We start from the raw sequence: 20369 nt of genomic DNA on the forward strand, positions 1-20369 counted from the left end.
TACGGTGCGCGTGGGCGCCCGCCTTCTGCTCACCAACACCTCCTTCACCATCTCGCCCGGCGACCGGATCGGCCTGGTCGGCCGCAACGGCGCGGGCAAGACCACCCTGACGAGGATGCTCGCCGCTGAGGCATCGCCCGCCGGCGGCACCCTCACCCGCACCGGGTCCGTCGGCCACCTGCCGCAGGATCCCGGGGCCGAGGAACCCGGCATCACCGCGATCGAGCGCATCCTGAACGCCCGGCACCTCGACCGCGCCCTGCACGACCTGCGCACCGCCGAGGCGGCGATGGCGGTGCCCGACACCACCGCGTCGGCGCTGGAGAAGGCCATGAACGCCTACGCCCGCGGCGAATCCCGCTTCCAGGCGCGCGGCGGGTACTCCGCCGAGTCCCTGCACCCGCAGCGCGTCCTGCTCCTCCCGGAAGCCGCCGAGGACCACTGGAACCCCAACTACGCCGACCTCGTCACCCTCGCCTGGCATGCGGAAGGGCCGGTGGCCGCCGACCGGCCGGCCCCTGGCCCAAAGCCCGCGCTGCTTCTCCCTTATCCAGTAGAGGAGTTGAGGATGCGGCGGACGATGGCCGCGCCCTCGCTCGGGTTGCGTTCCAGCCAGTCGGTGAGGTGTTGGCGTACGACCTCTTGGACGTAGGCGCCTGCTTCGGGATTGCCGAGCTTGGTTCTGGTGGCGCCGTCGAAAACGGGACGGGCGAGCTTTACGGAGAAGACCGCGCTCAGGCCCTCCTGGACGGCTTCGGCCGTGATGTCCTCGTCGCTCGCGGACAGATGCCGTTGCTGGCGCGTAGTCGTTGACGACGTCCGTGAGTGCGGTACGGAAGCCCTGTTCGTGGGCGCCGCCCTCATGAGTGCGGGTGCTGTTCGCGAAGGAGCGGAACTCTCCTTGGGGCCAGGTGTTCCACTGCATGGCGACTTGAACGAACAACGTCTCGTCTTGATTCTCCGACTCGAAGCCGATGGCGGGGGAGTGGACGAGGCTCGGGGGGTAGGGGTTGAGATGGGCGACGTAGGCCAGAAGACCGTCCGCGTGGTGGTGGCGGACCGGCCGTTCGGGACGCTCGTCGGTGAATGAGAAGGCCAGGCCCCCATTGAGGAAGGCCAGTTCCTGGAAGCGTTCCGACAGCGTGGCGAACGAGTAGCGGGTGGTCTCGAAGATGTCGGCGTCGGGCAAGAACGCAATCGCGGTGCCGTGTTCGCTCGTCTCCTCCCTTTTGGTCAAGGGAGTGATCGGGGCGCCCTTCTCGTAGTCCTGGGTCCAACGGTGGCCGTCTCGGCGGACCTCGACCGTGAGACGGCTCGACAGCGCGTTGACCACGGACAGGCCCAGGCTGCCGAGGCCGCCGGACACCCAGTAGCCGGTACGGGGCTTGGAGCCTGATGACAGCTCCGTCAGTTCGCGTTCGAGGGCCGACTTGCCGCCGGGCTGCTCTGCCTCGACGGGCAGGCCCCGCCCGTTGTCGGCGATGCAAATGCCGCCGTCCGGGGTGATCGTGACGTCGATGGCGTCGGCGTGGCCGGCGAGGTGCTCATCGACGGCGTACGAGACGACCTCGTACACCATTTGATGCAGGCCGCGCTCGCCGGTCGAGCCTATGTACATGCCGGGGCGCCTGCGTACTGCCTCGAGGCCCTCGATTACCTGGATGTGGCTGCTGGTGTACTCGTGCACCTTCGGGGGCTGACTGGGGTTGCCGGACTCGGTCATGAAGCACCCTCCCTGGGCCGTCCTGAGCATGGTGGTGAACGGACGTGGCCGAAGCAGCCGACGCTGCATCCAGGCCGTCGTGCGCCTGTGCTCATCCTAGGTATTTGGCGGCGAAACCGCAGGTCAGGTCGCATGTGATGAGACCTCAGGCGGCCGCCTCAAGGGCTTTGCCGAAGCCGCCGTCCAGGGAGGGGCCCCACCGGGAGCGCAGCGGCGTGAAGGCCCCGCCGAAGGCGCGCGAGGGGCGTTCTCGGCTGGGGCCGAGGGGCCTTTCCGGGGAATTTCTGGCGGGGTGCGACGTGTCCGCCCCGGTGGGTGCCCAACCGAGTCCGGTGGCCGCAGTCACATGACCATTGGCTCGGCCAGGAGGACGACCTGGTCGACATCGACGTCAGGCCTCTGACGCCGGCCCGCTGTCAGCCTGCTCGCGCAGCGCCAGCCACTCCTGGAGCTCGATCAGATTTCCTTCCGGGTCCTCCAGGTAGGCGACCCGTATCCGATCGCCCATCGGGCCCGGGTCACGGGTGAACTCAGCTCCGCGCGCGGCGAGTTCAGCGTGGGCGGCGTCCAGGTCGTCCACCCGCAGAACCACCAGCGCGCGGTATCCCTCCGGCTCCGCCCCCAACTGCCCCAGCACGTCGGCCATATGCGCCCGGTCCTGCAGCGCGATCGCGGCGTGTCCGGTGTCGGGGCTGAGCTTGGCGTACGGGCCGTCCTCGGCCTCGAACTGCGGCTTGAGCCCGAGCACGTCCCGGTAGAAGCGGTAGACGGCAGGGAAGTCGGACACCAACAGGCGTATCTGGGTGAGTTCCATGGCCACCCTTCTATCCCAGTCTCGGCTCGATCGCGATACCACCAAGGCCACTCCCGGTGGGTCGACCCCCACGAGCGGCTCCGCTGCCGCTCCAGCGCCGAGCAAGGCGGCGGCCGACGCCGCCAGCGCCTTCGGCACCATCGGTGCCGCGGTACCCAGCGCCAAGCTCGGTGGGACCGTCACCGCCGAGAACGACGTCACCCACCTCCTCACGCCGGCACAGGCAGCCGACTACGAGAAGGCCGCTGCCAAGCTCGGGTAGCAGCAAGGTCCTTCGCGGGGGAGCAGCGGCCCGTAATCCGGACCGGTACCGCGAAGCGCTGGCCGCACCGCAAGAGCCGGGACCAGGCCGCACCGGTACGCCGGATACGACCTGGTGCGACAAGACGGAAACGATAGTCAGCTAACGAATCTCCGCTACGGTGGAAATCACCAGTCGTGATTCCGCCGTGGAGGCCGTCGTGAGCGAGACCCCGTGGACCATCGAGCGGATCTGCGGCGTACTCGGCAACCCCGCACTCGCCCAGCGCTTCCTCGGTGAGATCAACCGGGCGCCCGCCCACGAACTCCTCGCCGTATTCGCACGCTGGGAGCGCGTCGCCAAGGACACGGTCGCCGCCATCCAGCGAGGCCGGGACATTGCCGCAGCCCAAGAGCGCGGCGAGGACCCCACGGCCGCATGGATCGACGTAACGGACCGGGTCCAAGGGGACGCCGCGCGGCTCCGGACCCGCGGCGCTGCCTGAATTCCCGAAGCGGCCCTTACCTCCCGCGCGGATCGCTACGCTGAGTCGCGCAAAGATCGCTGCCCGCCGTCCGGTGGCCTGTGCCCCTGAAACCGGTGCTCAGACATGGGAAGCAGACGTGACCCATCGCCTCAAGTACGACCCGGCGGCCGAGGCCGTCCACGAAGCCATGCCAGGGCCGGCCAGCGAGGCCCTCACTCTGGCCCTTGCCGATGCCTGCCAGGACCCCCTCGGCGCCACCGAGGCGTACGGCGAAGGCGACGACATCGTGCGGATGATCATCACCGAGCAGTGTTTCGCCGTCGTCCTCATCGGACACGCGCTCAAAACGATCACCGTCCTGCAGATCAACTACCTCGGTTGAGAACTGGGCTGGGTACGGGTGGGCACGCTGGGTGAGATCCGGGGCCTGGGGCGGTGACCCGCCCCACAGGACCTAGGTCACATACGAGCCGGGATAGTAGTCCTTAAACGTCCCCTACGCACCCCTTCATACCTGCTCTCACCTGCTCTGATGCCTGCCCGGTCGGAGGGGGGCCGTTGCGCCCCGGCTGCGAGGACCACTAGTAAGAGGGGTCGTTGCCAGGGCCCGGGAACCCCCGTAGAACTGGATGAGTCGCAGGGCGGACGGAGATCCCCCGGGTTCACCCCCGGTCTCCCGCTCCCCCCGACGAACCCCTCTCCTTTGCGTGAGTGGCTCACGCATGTCTTCGGCATGCCTGCGACCGTCCCTGTCCCCTTCGGAAGGTCAATCCGTGTCCAACGCCGTCATCCGCCGCATCGCCGCTTCGAAGAAGACCCTCGCGGGTACCGTCCTCGCCCTGGGCGTCGCCGGTTCCATGCTGGCCGCGGTTCCCGCGCAGGCCGCCCCGATGAGCGCCAAGGCGATCGCCCAGCAGATGATCAAGGACCCGGCCCAGTTCGCTGCGTTCAACAACATCGTTTCCCGCGAGAGCGGCTGGGACCACACCGCCACGAACTCCTCTTCCGGTGCGTACGGCCTGGTCCAGGCCCTGCCGGCCTCGAAGATGGCCTCGGCGGGCTCGGACTGGAAGACCAACCCGGCCACCCAGATCAAGTGGGGCCTGGACTACATGAACTCCCGCTACGGCAGCCCCGTCGGCGCCTGGAGCTTCTGGCAGAACCACCACTGGTACTAAGCCACCAGCGGCACCAGACACAGCAGCACGCTCGGCCCGGACTTCCCGGCCGGGCGTCTTTGCGTTTGCGTGAGGAATTTCCCGCTCCGCGCCCTCCCCGTGCCGTGTCCATCGTGTTCGAATGATCAGCCGCGCATGCGGAGATAGCGCGAGCGTGTCGGATTCGGAAAGGGGCGGGCATGTTCCAAGAAGAGCGTCGGGCGATGTGCTACGACGCCGGACGCCTGCTGGGTGTGAGATACGGCAGCTTCCCGGACGCGCCGACAATGGTTCCTGCCGTGGTCCTGGACTTCGAGGGCGGGTCCTGGGTGCTGGCGGTGAACGCCGACGACGACACGATCCGCATCTCCAGCTCCGACGGGCTCCCGCTGGAAGGCATGCGCGTCGGGGAGGCGCCCGAGGGGTCGCCGTGGACTCGCGCGCTGGGCGCGTCGGCGCGGTGGATCTGGACTCTGGAGAACCAGCAGGGCTACGAAGACGGGATTCAGTTCGCCTTTTCCCGAGAGGGAAGGGAAGTGTGCCGAATCCAGCTCATCGCGGTGGCTTCCGGCTGGCACATCGTCTGATTCGGGCTCGACCTTCCTCCGAGGCCGCCCCCCGCCCCGCCTACGTCTTCCGAGCGGACGTCCAGCCCTGGCGGCGGAGGCCTTCGAAGCCGTCCAGGAGGAGGTCCAGGGCGAATTCGAACTCGAACTGGTCGTCGCAGCCGCCGCCGACCGCGGAGCCCCCGTCGTGTGCGGCCGTCGCGGCCAGTTCCGCGATGTGCGGGTAGCGCGCCGCCATCCCGGGGTCCGGCGGGCCGGGGGGACCGGAGGTGTCGAACAGTTCCTGGCTGTAGCCGAGCAGGCGGCTGCCCATCGCGTGCATGACGTGGTGCGTGAGGTCGGCGGAGAGGCCGCCCTCCCGGAAGCTCCCGGCCATCGAGTCCAGGTAAGCCAGCACGGCCGGAGTGGGTCCGGTCCGTGACTCGATGACCCGGGTCGCCCAGGGGTGGCGCAGCAGGACCCGCCGGGCCGACAGGATCCGCCCGCGGACCACGCGCTGCCAGTCGGACCCGGCGGCCGGCGGGTCGATCTCGCCGACGACGGCGTCGGCCATGCCGTCGAGGAGCTCCTCCTTGTTGGCCACGTGCTTGTAGAGGGCCATCGGTACGACGCCCAGTTCCTGCGCGAGCCTGCGCATGCTGAGCGCGTCGATGCCGATGGCGTCGGCGAGCGTGACGGCGGCGTGCAGGACGCGGTCCCTGTTCAGGGGGATCCGTTGTGCGTGCGTGGCTTCCTGCCGGGTCATTCCGGTTCGGCCCCTTCCCTCATCGACAGCATCCTCAGCGTCCTCTCCTTGACGAGTGTACGGCGTACACCTATGGTTGCCGCCAGGTGTACGGCGTACACCACGATCGAGCGAGGGGTGTCGAGAAGATGAGTCCGGACCGGAGAACCGCGGTGGCCGCCGGGTCGCTGTTCCTGCTGACCGAGGTCGCCGCGATTGCCGGGGCGGTTCTGTACCGCCCCCTGCTGGGCGCGGCGGACGGGCGGCTCGCGCAGGGCGCCGACACGAAGGCGCTGCTCGGGGTGGTCTGCGAGGTGGTGCTGGTGGTGGCGGTGGCCGGTACCGGGGCGGCGCTGTTCCCCGTCCTGCGGCGCCACGGCGAGGGGCTCGCGCTCGGGTACGCCTTCGGGCGGCTACTGGAGGCGGCCGTCATCGCCCTCGGGATCGTCTCCGTCCTGGCGCTCGTCACCCTGCGGCGGGACACGGGGGCGGCGGACGGCGCCGACGCCGCGCTGGTGGCCGTGCACGACTGGACGTTCCTGCTCGGGCCCAACATCGCCCTCGGCCTGAACACCGTGGTGCTCGCGTACCTGGCGTACCGCGCACGGCTCGTGCCGCGCTTCATCGCCGTGCTCGGGCTGGTCGGCGGGCCGCTCATCTGCGTCTCGGCGGTCGCCGTGATGTTCGGGGCCTACGCGCAGCTCTCCGTCGCGGGTTCGGTCGCCGCGCTCCCCGTATTCGCTTGGGAGCTGACGCTGGCCGGGTGGCTGATCGTCAAGGGGTTCGGGCCCGGCTCGGGCGCCGTGTCCCGGGCGGACGGAGAGGCCTGACGGCGGTGGTGAGATTCGGGGGCGTGCCTTCGGGAGCCTGCCTCGGGAGCGTGGCCGAGGCGCCGCTGTCCGAGGCGCCGCTGTCGGCGGAGCTGGTCACGAGGTCCGGTCGGCTGCTTCTCAGGCCTCTTGGAAGACCAGGTCCTCGGGCGGCCGGGTCATCCTCACGGTGGTGCCGGCGACGTCGACCACCGCGTCGAGGCCGGTGGTGAACTGCCCGGTGGACAGGACCATGAACTTGTCGGCCTTCTGGCTGAGGAAGGCGGGGAAGCCGGCCAGGTTCGCGCTGCCGAGGTTGAGGTATTCCACCAGCCGACGGAACAGCTTGGGGTACAGGACCGCCCCGCCGGCCGTCGGCCCCGTGTCGGTGATCGAGCTCATCGCGGTGACCGTGGCACCGTTCAGGGTCTGGTCCACGGCCCACACGCCCTTGGCCGGTGCCGCCTTCGCCTGCAGGACCGCGGCCGTCAGCGCGTCCCGTAGGTCGTGGAAGAGCGTCTGGTAGTACAGGGGATAGGTGAACCCGCTGCTGATCTGGTGGTAGTTGAGAGTGCTCTGCAGGAGCGCGGCGTCGACGTTCACGTGTGTGCCGCTGGCCGCGGGGTGGGCGCCGAGACAGGCGAAGGCGATGCAGCGGTTGTCCGGGTCCGCTCCCCGGGTCAGGACGAAGCCGGGCACGCTCGCCGGGACCGTGGAGGCCACCCTCCCGTCGGCGCCCCACTGGACGTCGGTGAACCCCACCCAGTCCAGCCCCGTCCGGCGAGGTCCCCACGATCTCGTACGCACCCTTGATCAACAGCATGGGCATGACGTCACGCTCCCCTCACGCCATAGCGCGGGCAAATTGTCGCTCACCGTGACCATATGGGCCAGTGTCGACGCTTTGCGTCATGCGCGCCAGGGAAGGCAACGGAAGCGACCGAACGGCCGATCGACTCCCGAGCGCCCTGCTGGATCGGGGCCCGCTAACGCCCGTTGTCCGCTAGTGCCGAGGCCGGCGCCTCGCGCTGGTGCGGGAACGGCGCCGGCGGTGCGGGCCGGGGGTCGTCCTGGTGGAGCGTGACGGTGCGCGTGGGAGCGGGGATCGAGATGCCCTCTTCCCGGAACCGTCGGTGCAGCCGCTTGATGAACTCGTGTTTGATCCGGTACTGGTCGCTGAACTCGCCGACGCCCAGGATCACCGTGAAGTCGATCCTGGAGTCCGCGAACGTGTGGAAGCGGACGGCCCCTTCGTGGTCGGGGACCGCGCCGTTGATGTCGGCCATCACCCCGTCGACCACCTCGAGGGTCACCCGCTCGACGTGCTCCAAGTCGCTTTCGTAGCCCACTCCCACCTGGACGAGGATCGACAACTGCTGCTCGGGCTGGGTGAAGTTGGTCATGTTCGTGCGCGCGAGCCGCCCGTTGGGGATGATCACGAGGTTGTTCGACAGGTTGCGGACCACGGTGTTGCGCCAGTTGATGTCGACGACGTAGCCCTCCTCGCCGCTCGTGAGGCGGATGTAGTCACCGGGCTGCACCGTCTTCGAGGCGAGGATGTGGACGCCGGCGAAGAGGTTGGCGAGGGTGTCCTGCAGGGCCAGCGCGACCGCCAGGCCGCCCACCCCGAGGGCGGTGAGCAGGGGTGCGATGGACACGCCCACGGTTTCGAGTGCGACGAGCATGCCCATCGCGAGGACCACGACCCGCGTGATGTTGACGAAGATGGTGGCCGATCCGGCCACGCCGGTCCGCGCATGGGCCAGGGACTGGACGAGACCTGCGACGACCCGGGCCGCGCCGAGCGTGGCCATGAGGATCAGCAGGGCGGTCAGCGAATGGGTCACCCAGCCGGAGGTTCGCGTACTGAGGGGCAGGGCCGAGGCGGCCACGGCGGCGCCCCCGATGACGGCCGCCCCTGGCGCGAAGGTGCGCAGCGCGTCGACGATGATGTCGTCCCCGCTCCAGCGCGTCCGCAGGGCGTGTTTGCCCAGCCACCGTACGAGGGCGCGCAGGAGCAGTCCGGCCAAGGCGCCCGCGGCGAGTGCGATGCCGGCGACCAGCCAGTCGTGCAGGACGAGGTCCCGGGTCAACGGACGACCTCCGCCCCTGGCCGGACCGGGGAAGCGGCGGCGGGAGCTGCCGCCCGCCGTATGAGGGGTGTCGTCACCTTGTCACCTGTCAGTTCGTCGTGCGGGAAGCCGCGTTCGGACATGCGTACGCATCCGGAACGGGTTGCCATCCTGCCCCATCGGCACGGCGGCGCCGCAGGTGGGCCGGGTTTGCCGTCCTGCCGTCGTGGTGTCCCGCCGTCCCGCCGTCCTGGCGTCCTGGCGCACGGAGCGGGGGTCGCGCCGGGGTCCGACAGGACTCAGGCGTCCTCGCCCGGCCGCGGGCCCTCGCCCTCGGCCCGGGGCGGCTCGGCCGCCGCGGGGTCCAGGATGCGGTCGAGGAAGCTCCTGGTCCGCTCCTGCCGGGGATGCCCGATCACCTGCGCCGCCGGACCCTGCTCGACGATCACACCGCCGTCCATGAACACGACCCGGTCCGCGACCTCGCGGGCGAAGCTCATCTCGTGGGTGACGACCATCATCGTCATGCCCTCGCTCGCCAGGACCCGCATCACCGCCAGCACCTCGCCGACGAGTTCGGGATCGAGCGCCGAGGTCGGCTCGTCGAAGAGCATCACCTCCGGTCCCATGGACAGGGCCCTGGCGATCGCCACCCGCTGCTGCTGGCCGCCGGACAGCTGGGCGGGGAAGGCCTCGGCCTTGTCGGACAGGCCCACGCGCGCGAGGTTCTCGCGGGCCACGGCCGCGGCCCCGATCTTGTCCCGGCGCAGGACCCGGCGCTGGGGCAGGGTGAGGTTCTCCGTGACATTCACGTGGGGGAAGAGGTTGAACTGCTGGAAGACCATGCCGATGCGGCGGCGTACGGCATCGATGTCCACGTCCACGTCGGTGACCTCCGTGCCTCCGACGAAGACCCGGCCCTCGCTGGGCTCCTCCAGCAGGTTCACACAGCGCAGCAGCGTCGATTTGCCCGAGCCGGACGGCCCGATGACACACACCACCTCGCCCCGCGCGATCTCCAAGTCGATGCCGCGCAGGACGTGGTTGTCGCCGAAGGACTTGTGCAGTCCGCGGATCTCGATCTCCGGGCCGTCCGTGGTCATCGCGTCCACCGCTTCCGTCTCCTGTGGCATCTCGTCCTCACGTGGCCTTGGCCGCGCGGGCTTCCAGCCGGCGCACCACGAAGCTCAGCGGTACGGTCACCAGGAGGTAGCACAGGCCCGCGACCAGGATCGGGGTGGAGTTGGCGCTCTGGCTGGCGAGGTCCCGTCCGAACTTGGTCAACTCCCGCTCCTGCAGCGTCACTCCGAGGAACAGCACGAGCGAGGAGTCCTTGAAGAGCAGGACCAGTTCGTTGGTGAGCGGCGGGATGACGATGCGGAAGGCCTGCGGAATGATGATCGAGACCATGGCGCGGCCGTGCGAGAAGCCCAGTGAGCGGGCCGCCTCCAGCTGCCCCTTGGGGACCGCCTGGATGCCGGCCCGAATCGTTTCCGCCATGTAGGCGGCGGCCACCAGGCCGAGGCCGAGTGCGACCTTGCCGTACGTGCCTCCGGGGATCGCCGTACCGGGGAACGCCAGGGGCACCGCCACGCCGACGAAAATGAAGATCAGCAGGGCCGGGAGGCCTCGGAACAGTTCGATGTAGACGCCGGCGACCCACCGGTAGGGGGCCACCGAGGACAGCCGCATCATGGCGATGACCAGGCCGAGGACCAGGCCGAGGAGGAACCCCGACAGGGTGTAGACCACCGTGTTGCGCAGGGCCGTGGTGATGATCTCCGGGAAGAGCCGCAGCGCCAGGTCCTTCTGTGCGAACTGGTTCTGCAGCCGGCCCCAGTCGGCCTTCACGCCGATCAGCACCAGCACGGCAGCGAAGAGCGCGTACTGCACGCCCTGCGAGACGCGGCGGCGCTGACGGCGGGTCAGCCGAGAGGTCACGGCGCGGCCTGGGGCAGCGGGCCGATCCACTGCTCGTAGATCTTCTTGTAGGTACCGTCGGCCTTGGCGTCCGTGATCGCCTTGTCGATCGCGGCCACGAGGGCCGTGTTGCCCTTCTTCACCGAGAAGCCGTACTGCTCGCCGGTGTCGATGTTCTGCGCGAGGGTGAACTCGGCCGCGTTCTTCGGGTCCTTGAGCCAGCCCTGGACGACCGGGTAGTCGATGACGACGGCGTCGACCTGACCGGTGCGCAGTCCGTTGATCACCGCGTCCGAGCTCTCGAAGGCGACGGGGTCGAATCCCTGGCCCTTGGCGTAGCTCTCGCCGGTGGTCTCGGCCTGCGCCCCCAGCTTCTTCGACTTCGCCTTGAGATCGGCCAGCGAGGTGACGCCGCTCTTCTTGGTCACGAGCAGTGCCTGAGTCGCGTCGAAGTAGGGCACGGAGAAGTCGACGTTCTTCTTGCGCTCGTCGGTGATCGTCATACCGGCCGCCGCGAGGTCGCACTCGCCGGAGTTCAGGAAGGCTCCGGTCTTGAAGTTCTCGAAGGGCGTGTCGAGGATCTTCTGCTCGACCTTGAGCCGGCTCGCCACCAGGTCGACCAGGGACACGTCGAAACCGACGACCTTGCCGTCCTTCTCGAACTGGAACGGCGGGTACGGCAGGTGGGTGCAGGTCGTCAGCTTGCCCTTCTCGACGACGGGCACTCCGCCGGCGGCCTCACCTGCGCCGCCGCCGCTCGAGGAGCATCCTGCGATGAGGAACGCACCCGCCGCGGCGGCTGAGGCCGCGACGCGGATACGGAGGTGGTGGATGCGACTGCGGCTTCCTCTGGCCGTCCGGGACACGGTTGACCTCCATGAGTACGGGGCGAGCGGTGATTGCGGAACGGGACCGTCCGCCGAGATCGTAGGCCACGGGCGGCGCCCGCTGAGGGACCTTCGACGATGCGTCCCGGGGACCCCTGGCGCAACCGCACGGATCCGGCCATGACCACCGAGGCCGGGCGGCCGCCCCACCGCGGACATCGCCCGGGACACCCCGCGCCTGGTCATGGCCGAGCTGGCAGCCGAACTGCGGATGGTCCGCATCGAGGTCCGCGCGCCTTTCCCGGCGCGGGCGTGTCGAGCGTTCAGGCCGCGCCGAGGAAGACGTACGCCGTCATCGGGGCGACAACCGGCCCTGCGCCCAGACGGGCCGTCGTCTCCGCGATGACGGTGGCCCGGACGGTCGGCCCGTCGCCGCGCTCCTCGACGGCCGCGCGCACCGGCGTCCCGGTGAGGAACCCGATGGCGACGTCCGCAGCCGACGCGGCCCGGCCATCCAACGTCAGCTCCTGCTCCTCCTCGACGCCGAACCCGGCCGCCACCAGGTCAGCGGCCACCACCGCGGGGTCCGCGTAGCCGTGCGGGACCGTGGGGAGGAACCGTGGAGGGTCGACCGGAAAGGCCCGCTCGAGCCCTGCCTGCACCGCGGCGTCGAAGGCATGCCTGCCGATCGGGCCCCAGGTGTTGAACAAGAACCGGCCGCCCGGGGCCAGCACCCGGCGGGCCTCGGCGAAGGCCGCGACCCGGTCGGGGAAGAACATCACGCCGAACTGGCAGACCAGCAGGTCGAAGCTTCCGTCCGGGAACGGCAGCCGCTGTGCGTCGGCCTGCCGCCATACGGCGCCGGGGGCCCGGGACGCCCCGAAGGCGACCATGGCCTCGTTCAGGTCCGTGGCCGTCACCTCGGCCGACGGATCCGCCGAGAGCAGGAGGGATGTCAAAGCACCGGTACCCGCGGCCAGTTCGAGAATCCGCCCTGGCCGGAGCGCCGCTGTTCGGGCGGCCAGGTCCTCGGCGAAGGGCCGGAAGAGCACCGGCACCAGGTACTGCTCGTAGGCCGCCGGCATGGACTCGGACCACCGCCGGTCGGCGTCGCTACCTGTCACCTTGGCAACGGTAGTGCCGCCTCGAGAAAACCGCGCCTCGCCGCGCCACCGCGCACCCTGGAGCCCACCAGGTACGAGGCCGTCAGTTGATGATTTCGGCCCGGTCGTCCAGACGGATCGCGGCCAGCCGGTCTCGCCACATCTGGAGGGCTTCGGGTGTCTGTCGCGTCCAGTCGGTGACCTCACCGAGGATCCGGAGCGGCCCCCCGCTGCGATAGGAGCGGGTGGGATTGCCGGGGAACTTCTTGTCGGTGACGTTTGGATCGTTCTCGAACTCACCGGTCGGTTCGACGGCATACACGCGCGGGGCCCCGTCGCCGGCCGCGAGCTCGGCGGCGAGTCCCGCGCCGTCGCGCAACGCGGTGAAGTAGATGTGGTTCATCACGATTTCGGGCCGGTAGTTGGAGCGGAAGCCGGCGGTGAGATGATCCCCGACCTGCAGCTCGGCCTTTGTTCCGTGGAAGAACGGTCCTTCGTCCAACACCTTGTTCATCGCCACAGGCTATCAAACCGAGCTGTCGTGACGGTGAGCCGACCAGGACGGTTCGGACGCCGTGATCACACCAGCCGGAATTCCTCGAGGTCAGACAGGCGGCATCAGGTCGCTCTCGCTTATGGTGTACGTCAGCAGGGGGTAGGTGAAATCCGTTTCCTTGTTCTCGCGGCGTCGTAGTTGATAAAACTCCTGCCTCTGCTCATCGTCGGCCGACGTGAGGTGTGCGTCCTGTGGGAGATATGCGTGTCCGTCGCGAAATCGGACGAATGTTTTTGAGGTTCGAAATGTTACCCCCAGCCATTGGTTGTCCGTCGGCTGGGCGGGCGCGTCCAATACGATTTTGTGCCTGAGTCGCCGATTCGAGTCGACAGAGAACGCGACGACGCTGTGGTGGGCGAGGGGAATTTCGAACTTCTCGCCACTGGAACCCTTTGATTCGAAGATCAGCTTCCTTGGCGGGCTTGCTTCGGGATATTGGTAGCAGGAAAAGACGGCGATAAGCGACTCGTCGGCCAGGTCGAGGGCTTGGTCGGAATGGCTGCCCATGGTGGTGTAAGCGTTCGTGTAGCTCTCGATGAGTGCGTTGTTGAAGCCGACCGGGAGCGCCGCGCGTTCTTGAATGTGTTGCGCCAGCCGCTCGTGTACCGCCTGGAAACGCTGTGCCGGGCTGCCGTATCGGGTGGTAGTGCGTACGAGCGGTACGTCACCCGCCTCGTCGACCTTGGTGAGCACGGCGCCTCGTCGGCCTTTTCCTACGTCCTCCAAAAGAGCCGACGCGGACAACTCCGCGAAGAGATTCTCCTCGGTTGGCAACGAGTACGAGAGGATCTCGTCCGAGATCCTAGATTCGGGGGGCAGCGTAGTCTCCTGTGTTCATGCTGAAGTGGAATTCGTCGCCGTAATCAATGAAGGACGAGGTCCTGTTCTCCTCGGCATACAATCTGCGCAGCTCGTCCATTCCCTCTGGTGTGGGCGTTTCCAGCTTCACGAAATCTCCGGCCACCTTGAGGAACGTGTGGCCGTTCTTGTGAACGGCTTCGGCGTCCGAACAGCGCACCACGTATCCCAGGCGGGTCGGGAGCAACTCGGCGTCCAGCGTTGACGGGCGGATTTCGTGCGTATACAGGCGGTTGGTGGACAGCGGCATGAAGAATACGGAGCCGGGGTACAGGGTCACGGTGAACTGTGGGGGGAGTGTGATCCCATCGTGTTCTCCGGTCGGCTCCTTGAGGCGAAAGTGGAGTTTGGTCAGCCCGCTGGCCCCCTTCACGCCGTAGTCGAAGGCGCCTTCGGCCAGGGGTTGCAGCTTTTCGAGCCCGTCGTAGAAAGTGCAGAAGGCCATGATGCCGTTGACGGGCATGTCTTTGGTCTTGTCGGCGTGGGATGAGATCTTGGCCTTGGACTGCTTGCGCTCGGCCGTGGCAAGGGTGTTGTGGTAGATCTGAGCGAGGACGTGATTGAGCGGTGCCTGGTTCCGGAAGACGGCGGCGGCCTCGCGGTTCAGAGCCTCGACGATGTGCGTGTCGGTCGGGCCAAAGCTCTCGGTCGGCCCCGAGAGATTCGTGGAGCACCGGAGCAGGCGGAAATGCAGTTCGTCACTGACCTGCGTGACGGGCGTCAGATAGATTCCGCTGCGATGGGCTGATCCGGGCTTGGTGGACTCGGTCAGGGACTGGAACTCGTGCTCCGAACTGATCCGTCCGAAATGATCGGCGTCGAGTCCGAAAAAGCGGCGGTAGTACACGCCGACGCCGTGTACGAGGATGGGGACTCGGCCGGCATCGACGAGGGTCCAAGTCTTGTCGACGTCCTCGTGGTAGCCGTGTGACAGCTCCCGGATGACGAATACCCGGGCAGCCGCACGCAGTTGGTGGCCGCTGATTCTGGATATGTCGCCGCACAGGTAGACGGTCTTCTGCGCAAGTTGGGGCGACCCGGAGGCAAGGTTCTCTGGCGTGATGATGGAACCGAAGAAGTCCCTGATCAGATCATTGTCCTGCAGCGTCGAAGGTGCAACCAAGGCGTTGCTCGCGTCCCCGATGCAGGCTTCTGTCAGCTCTGTTGTGTACATCAAACGGTACCTGCCCCTCGCGCATCTTGGCGGATTACTCGAAACCGCGGACATGGCAACAGTGCGCTCGATTCCACATGCGTGACGAGGCGCAGACGAAAGGCGGCGGACCATTGAACTCTGATGCTCTCATGGGGGATTGACAGCGAGCAACGGGCTCTGCGGGAACCGCCGTACCACCATCCCCTCGAGCTGTTCCCACGCCCGTTCGGGTTGCGGCCGGGTGCCACGCTCCTGGAGCACCTGGCCGCGGCCGGAGGGCACGGCTACCCTCCACGGGTGGAACGCGCAGAGGTACTCAAGCGAGTGATCGGCATCCTCACCGAAGCCCAGGACATCCGGCGGGCCGCCGAGACCGGGCAGGAGGGCGCCGGCGGCGGAGACGACGACTCGGCGGACGGAGGGGCGACGGCCCAGGTGGCCACGACGCTCCTGAACGAAATGCTGCCCTCGATCAGCGTCCCCGCCGACGCGTCTCCGCGGCAGGTGGCGGCCCTGGTGGCCGAGGCCCTGGGCCCGGCCCTGCACACGATGGTTTCCGGATTCAGCCTGGCGTTCACCAGCCTCGCGATCGCCCACGACCAAGGGCGTACGGACGTCTCCGCGATCGAGGTCCTCCAGGAACTCGCCCTCGAGGTCGAGGCGGGGGCCTACGACGAGGGGCCGTAGTACGCCTCGCGGCCCGAAGGGCGGTCAGGACACCATCGGAGCGGCGTCCACCTCGGTCAGTCTCACCGTGCACAGCCCGCCGCGCTCGCTCTTCACGTCCGTCACCTTGAGCTGAGTGCCCGGCGTGAGGATGTACTCCTCCTCCCCGGTAAAGGCGGAGAAGCCCCTGATCCCGACCGCGTGGGCGGGCGTCACCTCGAAGAGCGTCCGCTTGCCGCGGCTCCCCAGGAAGGACCGGGCCACCTTCAGCTCGGAGGTGCACGAGGAGACGCCCCACCAGGTGACCGTCTGGCCCACCGGGTACTGAGCCCGCAGGTCCAGAGACACACCGCGCCACAGCGGCTGCGTGTGTGCGGGTAGCCCGGACACCGCCGAGAACAGCAGCCGCAGGTACGGCAGGTAGGGCGTGACCCTGGTGCGGTCCGGGGAACGGAGGACCGCATTGATCTCGCGGTAGAAGGCGGACTCGCAGGTGTAGAGGTAGAGCGCGGCGATCGCGTCGGCGGACAGGCCGCCGGACGTCCCGTCCGCCCGCCGCTTGCCGAAGTCGCGTGATCGGACGATGTGTCCGGCGAGCCCGGACAGCGTCTCGGCGACCGGTGCGACGGCGTCCTGGAAATCCATCAGCGGGGTGTCGAACACGCCGGTGATCGCGGGGAGGACCAGGCCCTCGTCCTTGACGCTGGTGAGCCGCTCGAGGTACAGCTGGTGCAGGTTCATGGTCGACTCGATGAAGGTGCCCATCCGCGCGGCCACGCCGGCGTCCGCACCGGCCGCCCCTGCGTTCCACCCCTTGCTCGGCAGCCAGTCGATCACATCGGTACCCAGCGAAGCGAGGGCCTCGTTGACCATGGCGAAATGGTCGCCCTCGCAGAAGATGTCTCCCTGCGCTGCCGGGTTGGTGTGGTCGATGTGCCGGACCTCGACGTCCGGGTACTTCTCCTGGAGCCGTAGGACGACCCCCTTCAGGCTGCGGGCGTGCGCCCCCCACCAGGCGAACACGACCCCGCGGTCCTCGACGTCGGCGTCCTGCTTGGCCTTGAGGATCTCCTCGACGATCCGTTCGGCGACGGGCCGCCAGAACGCCGTGTGCTGGTCGGTCCCCATCGCCCCGTCCCCACTGGCCGTGAGGGAAGCGTTGAGCAACAGCACGCCCTGCGTGAGCATCGCCTGGAACCACTCCGGCGGCTGGACGGTGTCCCGCTCTTTCAACAACGCGCGGACGTCGGCGATGGGCGTCTTCTTGGCGATGCCGTACTTCCACATCGCCGCCGCCTTGATGAGGCAGCGGATGCTGACGACCCGGCCGAACTGGCTGTCCTTCCAGTCGTTGAAGGTGTTGTCGAACATGGCTATGCCGGTCGCGCTCTCCGGCCGCGGGTAGGGGTTCTGGCCGAAGGCGACGACCTTCCACTTGTGCGGCGGATTGGGCTTGAGTGCCTGGAAGGTCAGCTCACGGACGGGGACGATCTCGGGGCTGCGGCCCTTCCCGATGAACCGGGCGGCGTCCGGCAGTCCCTCGATCACGGGCTTCAGGAGCGGAAGCCAAGGCTCCCCGCCGCCGTCGAAGAGTTCGGTGAGGACCAGGGGGTCGTTCGCGTCGGAGTGGCCGACGGAGTGGCCGACGGGGTGGCCGGCGAGGTGGTCGGCAGCGACAGGTTCGGCGGCCTTCGGCGGCACGATGCGCACCCGTTCTTCTACAGGGGCGTTCTCTATGCCATTGAGCTGAGTGATGATCGTGGCGCGCAACTCGTCGTCGTCTTCGAACCAGTGGTCGTGGAAGAGCGTGTAGCCGGTCCACATCAGGTTGGCGCACACCCTGGCCGGGACCCGACCGGTCTGCGCGCCCATCCCGACCAGCGCCACGGAGCGGATGCTGCCCGGCGCCAGCTGGTTCTGCCGGTGTACGGCTTGGAAGGCCGCCGCGCAGGCCAGCGCCACGTTCAGCGTGGCACTCACGTTCTGGGAGGACCGCACCATGGTCGGCGTCGATATCAGGTACCGGGGGCTGTCTGCCCCGGACGGGACGCAGACCGCGCTGCCCACCGGGAGCACTCCGGCGAACCGGTCGCGGATCGCGCGCTGTACACGCACCTGGATGCCGGATCCGAGGTGGCGCTTGATGACGGCGTCGACCCCGCCGTCCATCCGGCCCCGGGAGTTCGTCGGGGTGACCCAGGCATCGACGTCCTCGTCGAGGATGGACCCCCTGCGGATCTCGATGCCGGGGGTGTCCGCGAACGCTGCCCGCCACGCCTCCACCACGCGCTCGTTCACGTCTGTCAGCACCACCCTCAGCGTGGGCTGAACACTGCTCTCGATCATCATCCACTCCCGTCGAAGACACCCTGTGCAACACCTCGAACCTAACGGCCACCACTGACAACGACGCTCCGGGAAGCCGGGGCTGACCAGCCGTCATGGCTCTGGAAGCACGCCGCCGAACTGCCTGCGTGACACCGCAACCTCTTGGGTGGCTAGAGGGTGAGTGTCAGCAGGATCGTGGTGGCCGGCGGGAGGGGTGCGGCCCACCCGGCCCAGTAGCCGGCCCATGCCCAGGCGGTGCGGTGCAACGGGAGCCGGGAGGCCACCACGAGGAGGGGCGTGGCGGTCCAGGACGCCCACCAGCAAGCGGTGACGACGGCCACGGTCTGAGGGTGGTCCTGTGCGGCCATCGGCGCGAGCCCTCCGAAGAGGAAGGCCACGGGGATCAGGGCGACCGTCAGCGCTGTGACCCACATCGCCACTTGGTGGGCGGCGGGAGTCTGGGCGGGGTGGCCGAGGTCAAGGGCAGGGGTCGTCTTGTACATGGCGACAGCCAAGCAGTCCTGAACGGCTGGTCGCACGGGCGGGCGTACTCAGGTCGGCCGGCCCCGGTACTCATCTTCCCGGACGGGCGGACGTTGGGCCGGCCAGGCCCCTGGCGCCGTCGGCGGATATCCCGACCACGTGGACCGGTCCGCCGCATCAGGGTCCGTCCAGTACCGCGGCGAGCCCGCCGAAGACCGCGATGACCACCGTCGTGAGCGCCGCGCAGGTGAGGAGCACCAGCCAGCCGCCGATGATGCCCAGCAGCGCCGTGCCCCGCTCGTGGCGTCGCCGACGCAGGCGTCCGACGTGGCCGGTGACCACGGCGAGCAGTCCGCACACCACTGCCCCGGTCAGGGTGAGTTGGGGAAACATCCATCCGTAGAAGGTCAGGAAGCTCATCAGCAGGGCGACACCGCCCGCGGCGGTGTACGCGCTGAGCCGGGCCGGTCGGTTGGCGGGGAAGCAGGTCTCCGTCTGTCCGACTTCGTCGTTCATGCCGTCACCAGCGAGGGCCTGCCACGGCGGGCCACGAACAGCCCCGCGCACACCAACAGCGCCAGGGCGAACAGCTCCCCGGCCGTGAGAAACGTCCAGCCGGGCCACCCGGGGGAGGCGTACCCCGCCTCGTACGGGGACGCCGCGCAACTCGTGGTCGAGTCGCACACGATGTGCTTGCCCGCCCTCGCGATCAGGCCCCACAGGAGGCCGTAGAGGGACAACAGCAGTGAGCCGATCGTCATGACTGCCGGTACGGCGTACCACCCGCCGTGCGGGCGCGGGTGCGTCGGACGCATCAAACGCCTCCGATGAATCGAGGTCAGGGACCCGCCCATCCTTGCCGGTCAACGGCCCGACGGCATGAGTGCGGATACTCAGACGCCCTGGCCGGCAGGGTGGCGGCCGGGTCGAGCAGAGCCCTGGGTTTACGGTGGTGTGCACCCATCGCACCGCACCGCACCGAGGATTCAGCCTTTGACCCCGTACTCCCTGGCGTTCTACGTGGACGTCGTCACCACCGGCACCGTGCTCGGCGTGGGTCCCGCGGACTCGCCCGACCGCGTCACCGAGGTATTCGGGGCGGACTTCGGGGAGAACACGTCCGACCAGGGAATGGTCCGCGACTACGGCCTCGTAGAGTTCTACTGGGACCGCGCTTCCGCCGACGACCCCTGGGCGGGCCACCACTACACCCTGCAGGTGCACCGGCTCGCGCACCGGGACCGTACGCTCGTCGACGGTGCACTCCGTGCCCGGTACGGGCGGTTCACCCCCAGGCTCCGGTTCGAGAAGCTTCGACGCCTGCTGGAGCGGCGCGGCGTCCCGCTGGTGGAGATCCCGGAAATCCCGGCGAACGCCCCGTACTTCCGTACCTTCTGGCAGCCCGCGTCCCAGGTGGCCGTCTCCGTCATCGGCACCTACGGCGAGTACAGCACGCCGGACAAGCTGCGGGTCGGCGACGTCTACAGCATCCAGGCCCCGATGGCGGCCGAGGAAGTGGAGTGGCGGAGGTCCCGGGCCGGTTAGCCGGGGACGGCGGCCGGCAAGGAGGTCTCCCGAGGTGGAGGCTGAGGATCGCAGCCCTGGCCATCCGGCCACTTGCGAGATTTCGAGCGTGCGCCGGCCGCATGTGCTCGTCCATCATGTGGGCATGCTCTTGGGCGGGCGACTCCCATCTGTCAAGATTCCTGCCAACCAGGTGGGAAAACTAGGGAGTTGCGAGGTGGCCGTGCGAACACCGCACCGTGGGCGCCGTCTGCTGCCCGCTCTTACCACCCGTCGCCACATCGACCTGGTTCGGACGTCCAGCGCCATCTGTCAGCCTGCCTGACGTCATCCGTAGGGCCCGGCTCCACGTGCA

At 68.5% G+C, this 20369-nt stretch carries 25 protein-coding genes and 1 pseudogene; 10 read left to right on the forward strand and 16 right to left on the reverse strand.

The window, feature by feature from the left end; all coding sequences use genetic code 11:
- Nucleotides 1-10: 10 nt before the first annotated feature.
- Entirely contained in the window at nt 11-652 is a 642-nt protein-coding gene (locus OG490_RS34850) for an ATP-binding cassette domain-containing protein (RefSeq protein WP_330300278.1), read from the forward strand.
- Here the strand turns inward: OG490_RS34850 and OG490_RS39260 are convergent.
- Nucleotides 547-1792, reverse strand: a pseudogene (locus tag OG490_RS39260) (ATP-binding protein). The gene OG490_RS34850 and the pseudogene OG490_RS39260 overlap by 106 nt on opposite strands.
- Nucleotides 1793-2114: 322 nt before the next feature.
- Nucleotides 2115-2537, reverse strand: coding sequence for a VOC family protein (locus OG490_RS34855; protein WP_330300279.1), 423 nt, complete (start codon nt 2535-2537; stop codon nt 2115-2117).
- Between OG490_RS34855 and OG490_RS34860 the strand changes: the two genes are divergently transcribed.
- The 5 genes from OG490_RS34860 to OG490_RS34880 all read left to right on the forward strand — a co-directional run bounded on the left by OG490_RS34860 (nt 2536) and on the right by OG490_RS34880 (nt 5009).
- Complete coding sequence (locus OG490_RS34860; RefSeq protein WP_330300280.1) at nt 2536-2799, forward strand: hypothetical protein; 264 nt, start codon at nt 2536-2538, stop codon at nt 2797-2799. The genes OG490_RS34855 and OG490_RS34860 overlap by 2 nt on opposite strands.
- Before the next feature lie 199 nt (nt 2800-2998).
- Complete coding sequence (locus tag OG490_RS34865) at nt 2999-3283, forward strand: hypothetical protein (RefSeq protein ID WP_330300281.1); 285 nt, start codon at nt 2999-3001, stop codon at nt 3281-3283.
- Between the two features lie 118 nt (nt 3284-3401).
- Complete coding sequence (locus tag OG490_RS34870; RefSeq protein WP_330300282.1) at nt 3402-3647, forward strand: hypothetical protein; 246 nt, start codon at nt 3402-3404, stop codon at nt 3645-3647.
- 340 nt (nt 3648-3987) lie between these two features.
- On the forward strand, nt 3988-4443 hold the full coding sequence (locus OG490_RS34875; protein ID WP_330294266.1) for a transglycosylase SLT domain-containing protein: 456 nt from the start codon (nt 3988-3990) through the stop codon (nt 4441-4443).
- Between the two features lie 179 nt (nt 4444-4622).
- Nucleotides 4623-5009, forward strand: coding sequence for a DUF6334 family protein (locus OG490_RS34880; protein ID WP_330300283.1), 387 nt, complete (start codon nt 4623-4625; stop codon nt 5007-5009).
- Nucleotides 5010-5049: 40 nt separating this feature from the next.
- Here the strand turns inward: OG490_RS34880 and OG490_RS34885 are convergent, their stop codons facing one another.
- The gene (locus OG490_RS34885) at nt 5050-5733 is read right to left on the reverse strand and encodes a TetR/AcrR family transcriptional regulator C-terminal domain-containing protein (protein ID WP_330300284.1); all 684 of its coding nucleotides are present in this window, start codon (nt 5731-5733) and stop codon (nt 5050-5052) included.
- Nucleotides 5734-5861: 128 nt separating this feature from the next.
- Here OG490_RS34885 and OG490_RS34890 point away from each other — a divergent pair, with 128 nt between their 5' ends.
- Nucleotides 5862-6542 carry a DUF4386 domain-containing protein gene (locus OG490_RS34890; protein WP_330300285.1) on the forward strand — a complete coding sequence of 227 codons (681 nt, stop codon included), beginning with the start codon at nt 5862-5864 and terminating at the stop codon, nt 6540-6542.
- Between the two features lie 120 nt (nt 6543-6662).
- On the opposite strand, the gene OG490_RS34895 is transcribed toward OG490_RS34890, so the two are convergent.
- The 9 genes from OG490_RS34895 to OG490_RS34935 form a co-directional block, all read right to left on the reverse strand.
- A complete protein-coding gene (locus tag OG490_RS34895; protein WP_330300286.1) occupies nt 6663-7283 on the reverse strand; it encodes a hypothetical protein in 621 nt (206 codons plus the stop codon).
- Between the two features lie 224 nt (nt 7284-7507).
- Nucleotides 7508-8614: a mechanosensitive ion channel family protein gene (locus OG490_RS34900; protein ID WP_330300287.1), complete on the reverse strand. Its 1107-nt coding sequence runs from the start codon at nt 8612-8614 to the stop codon at nt 7508-7510.
- 278 nt (nt 8615-8892) lie between these two features.
- The gene (locus OG490_RS34905) at nt 8893-9726 is read right to left on the reverse strand and encodes an amino acid ABC transporter ATP-binding protein (protein ID WP_443065909.1); all 834 of its coding nucleotides are present in this window, start codon (nt 9724-9726) and stop codon (nt 8893-8895) included.
- 7 nt (nt 9727-9733) lie between these two features.
- On the reverse strand, nt 9734-10534 hold the full coding sequence (locus OG490_RS34910; RefSeq protein WP_330300288.1) for an amino acid ABC transporter permease: 801 nt from the start codon (nt 10532-10534) through the stop codon (nt 9734-9736).
- Nucleotides 10531-11379, reverse strand: a complete 849-nt coding sequence (locus OG490_RS34915) for an ABC transporter substrate-binding protein (RefSeq protein WP_443065910.1) — start codon at nt 11377-11379, stop codon at nt 10531-10533. The genes OG490_RS34910 and OG490_RS34915 overlap by 4 nt, the downstream gene beginning before the upstream one ends.
- A 284-nt stretch (nt 11380-11663) precedes the next feature.
- Nucleotides 11664-12425, reverse strand: coding sequence for a class I SAM-dependent methyltransferase (locus OG490_RS34920; RefSeq protein WP_330301176.1), 762 nt, complete (start codon nt 12423-12425; stop codon nt 11664-11666).
- A 121-nt stretch (nt 12426-12546) separates the two neighbouring features.
- Nucleotides 12547-12957, reverse strand: coding sequence for an NAD(+)--rifampin ADP-ribosyltransferase (arr, locus tag OG490_RS34925; protein WP_330301177.1), 411 nt, complete (start codon nt 12955-12957; stop codon nt 12547-12549).
- A gap of 90 nt (nt 12958-13047) precedes the next feature.
- Entirely contained in the window at nt 13048-13818 is a 771-nt protein-coding gene (locus OG490_RS34930) for a hypothetical protein (protein ID WP_330301178.1), read from the reverse strand.
- Nucleotides 13802-15031 (reverse strand): hypothetical protein, encoded by a 1230-nt coding sequence (locus OG490_RS34935; RefSeq protein ID WP_330300289.1) that lies wholly within the window; start codon nt 15029-15031, stop codon nt 13802-13804. The genes OG490_RS34930 and OG490_RS34935 overlap by 17 nt, the downstream gene beginning before the upstream one ends.
- 279 nt (nt 15032-15310) lie before the next feature.
- Between OG490_RS34935 and OG490_RS34940 the strand changes: the two genes are divergently transcribed.
- Nucleotides 15311-15700: a hypothetical protein gene (locus OG490_RS34940; RefSeq protein WP_330300290.1), complete on the forward strand. Its 390-nt coding sequence runs from the start codon at nt 15311-15313 to the stop codon at nt 15698-15700.
- A gap of 24 nt (nt 15701-15724) precedes the next feature.
- On the opposite strand, the gene OG490_RS34945 is transcribed toward OG490_RS34940, so the two are convergent.
- From OG490_RS34945 to OG490_RS34960, 4 genes are all read right to left on the reverse strand, one after another.
- Nucleotides 15725-17989 carry an ADP-ribosyltransferase domain-containing protein gene (locus tag OG490_RS34945; RefSeq protein WP_330300291.1) on the reverse strand — a complete coding sequence of 755 codons (2265 nt, stop codon included), beginning with the start codon at nt 17987-17989 and terminating at the stop codon, nt 15725-15727.
- Between the two features lie 188 nt (nt 17990-18177).
- Nucleotides 18178-18510 carry a hypothetical protein gene (locus OG490_RS34950; protein WP_330300292.1) on the reverse strand — a complete coding sequence of 111 codons (333 nt, stop codon included), beginning with the start codon at nt 18508-18510 and terminating at the stop codon, nt 18178-18180.
- Nucleotides 18511-18667: 157 nt separating this feature from the next.
- Nucleotides 18668-19006 carry a hypothetical protein gene (locus OG490_RS34955; RefSeq protein ID WP_330300293.1) on the reverse strand — a complete coding sequence of 113 codons (339 nt, stop codon included), beginning with the start codon at nt 19004-19006 and terminating at the stop codon, nt 18668-18670.
- Nucleotides 19003-19305: a hypothetical protein gene (locus tag OG490_RS34960; RefSeq protein ID WP_330300294.1), complete on the reverse strand. Its 303-nt coding sequence runs from the start codon at nt 19303-19305 to the stop codon at nt 19003-19005. Before OG490_RS34960 ends, OG490_RS34955 begins: the two co-directional genes overlap by 4 nt.
- 178 nt (nt 19306-19483) lie before the next feature.
- Between OG490_RS34960 and OG490_RS34965 the strand changes: the two genes are divergently transcribed.
- Nucleotides 19484-20035, forward strand: coding sequence for a hypothetical protein (locus OG490_RS34965; protein ID WP_330300295.1), 552 nt, complete (start codon nt 19484-19486; stop codon nt 20033-20035).
- Nucleotides 20036-20159: 124 nt separating this feature from the next.
- Nucleotides 20160-20339 (forward strand): putative leader peptide, encoded by a 180-nt coding sequence (locus OG490_RS39265; RefSeq protein WP_443066003.1) that lies wholly within the window; start codon nt 20160-20162, stop codon nt 20337-20339.
- Nucleotides 20340-20369 lie beyond the last annotated feature (30 nt).

The organism is Streptomyces sp. NBC_00503 (assembly GCF_036346895.1).
Classification (GTDB): Bacteria; Actinomycetota; Actinomycetes; order Streptomycetales; family Streptomycetaceae; genus Streptomyces.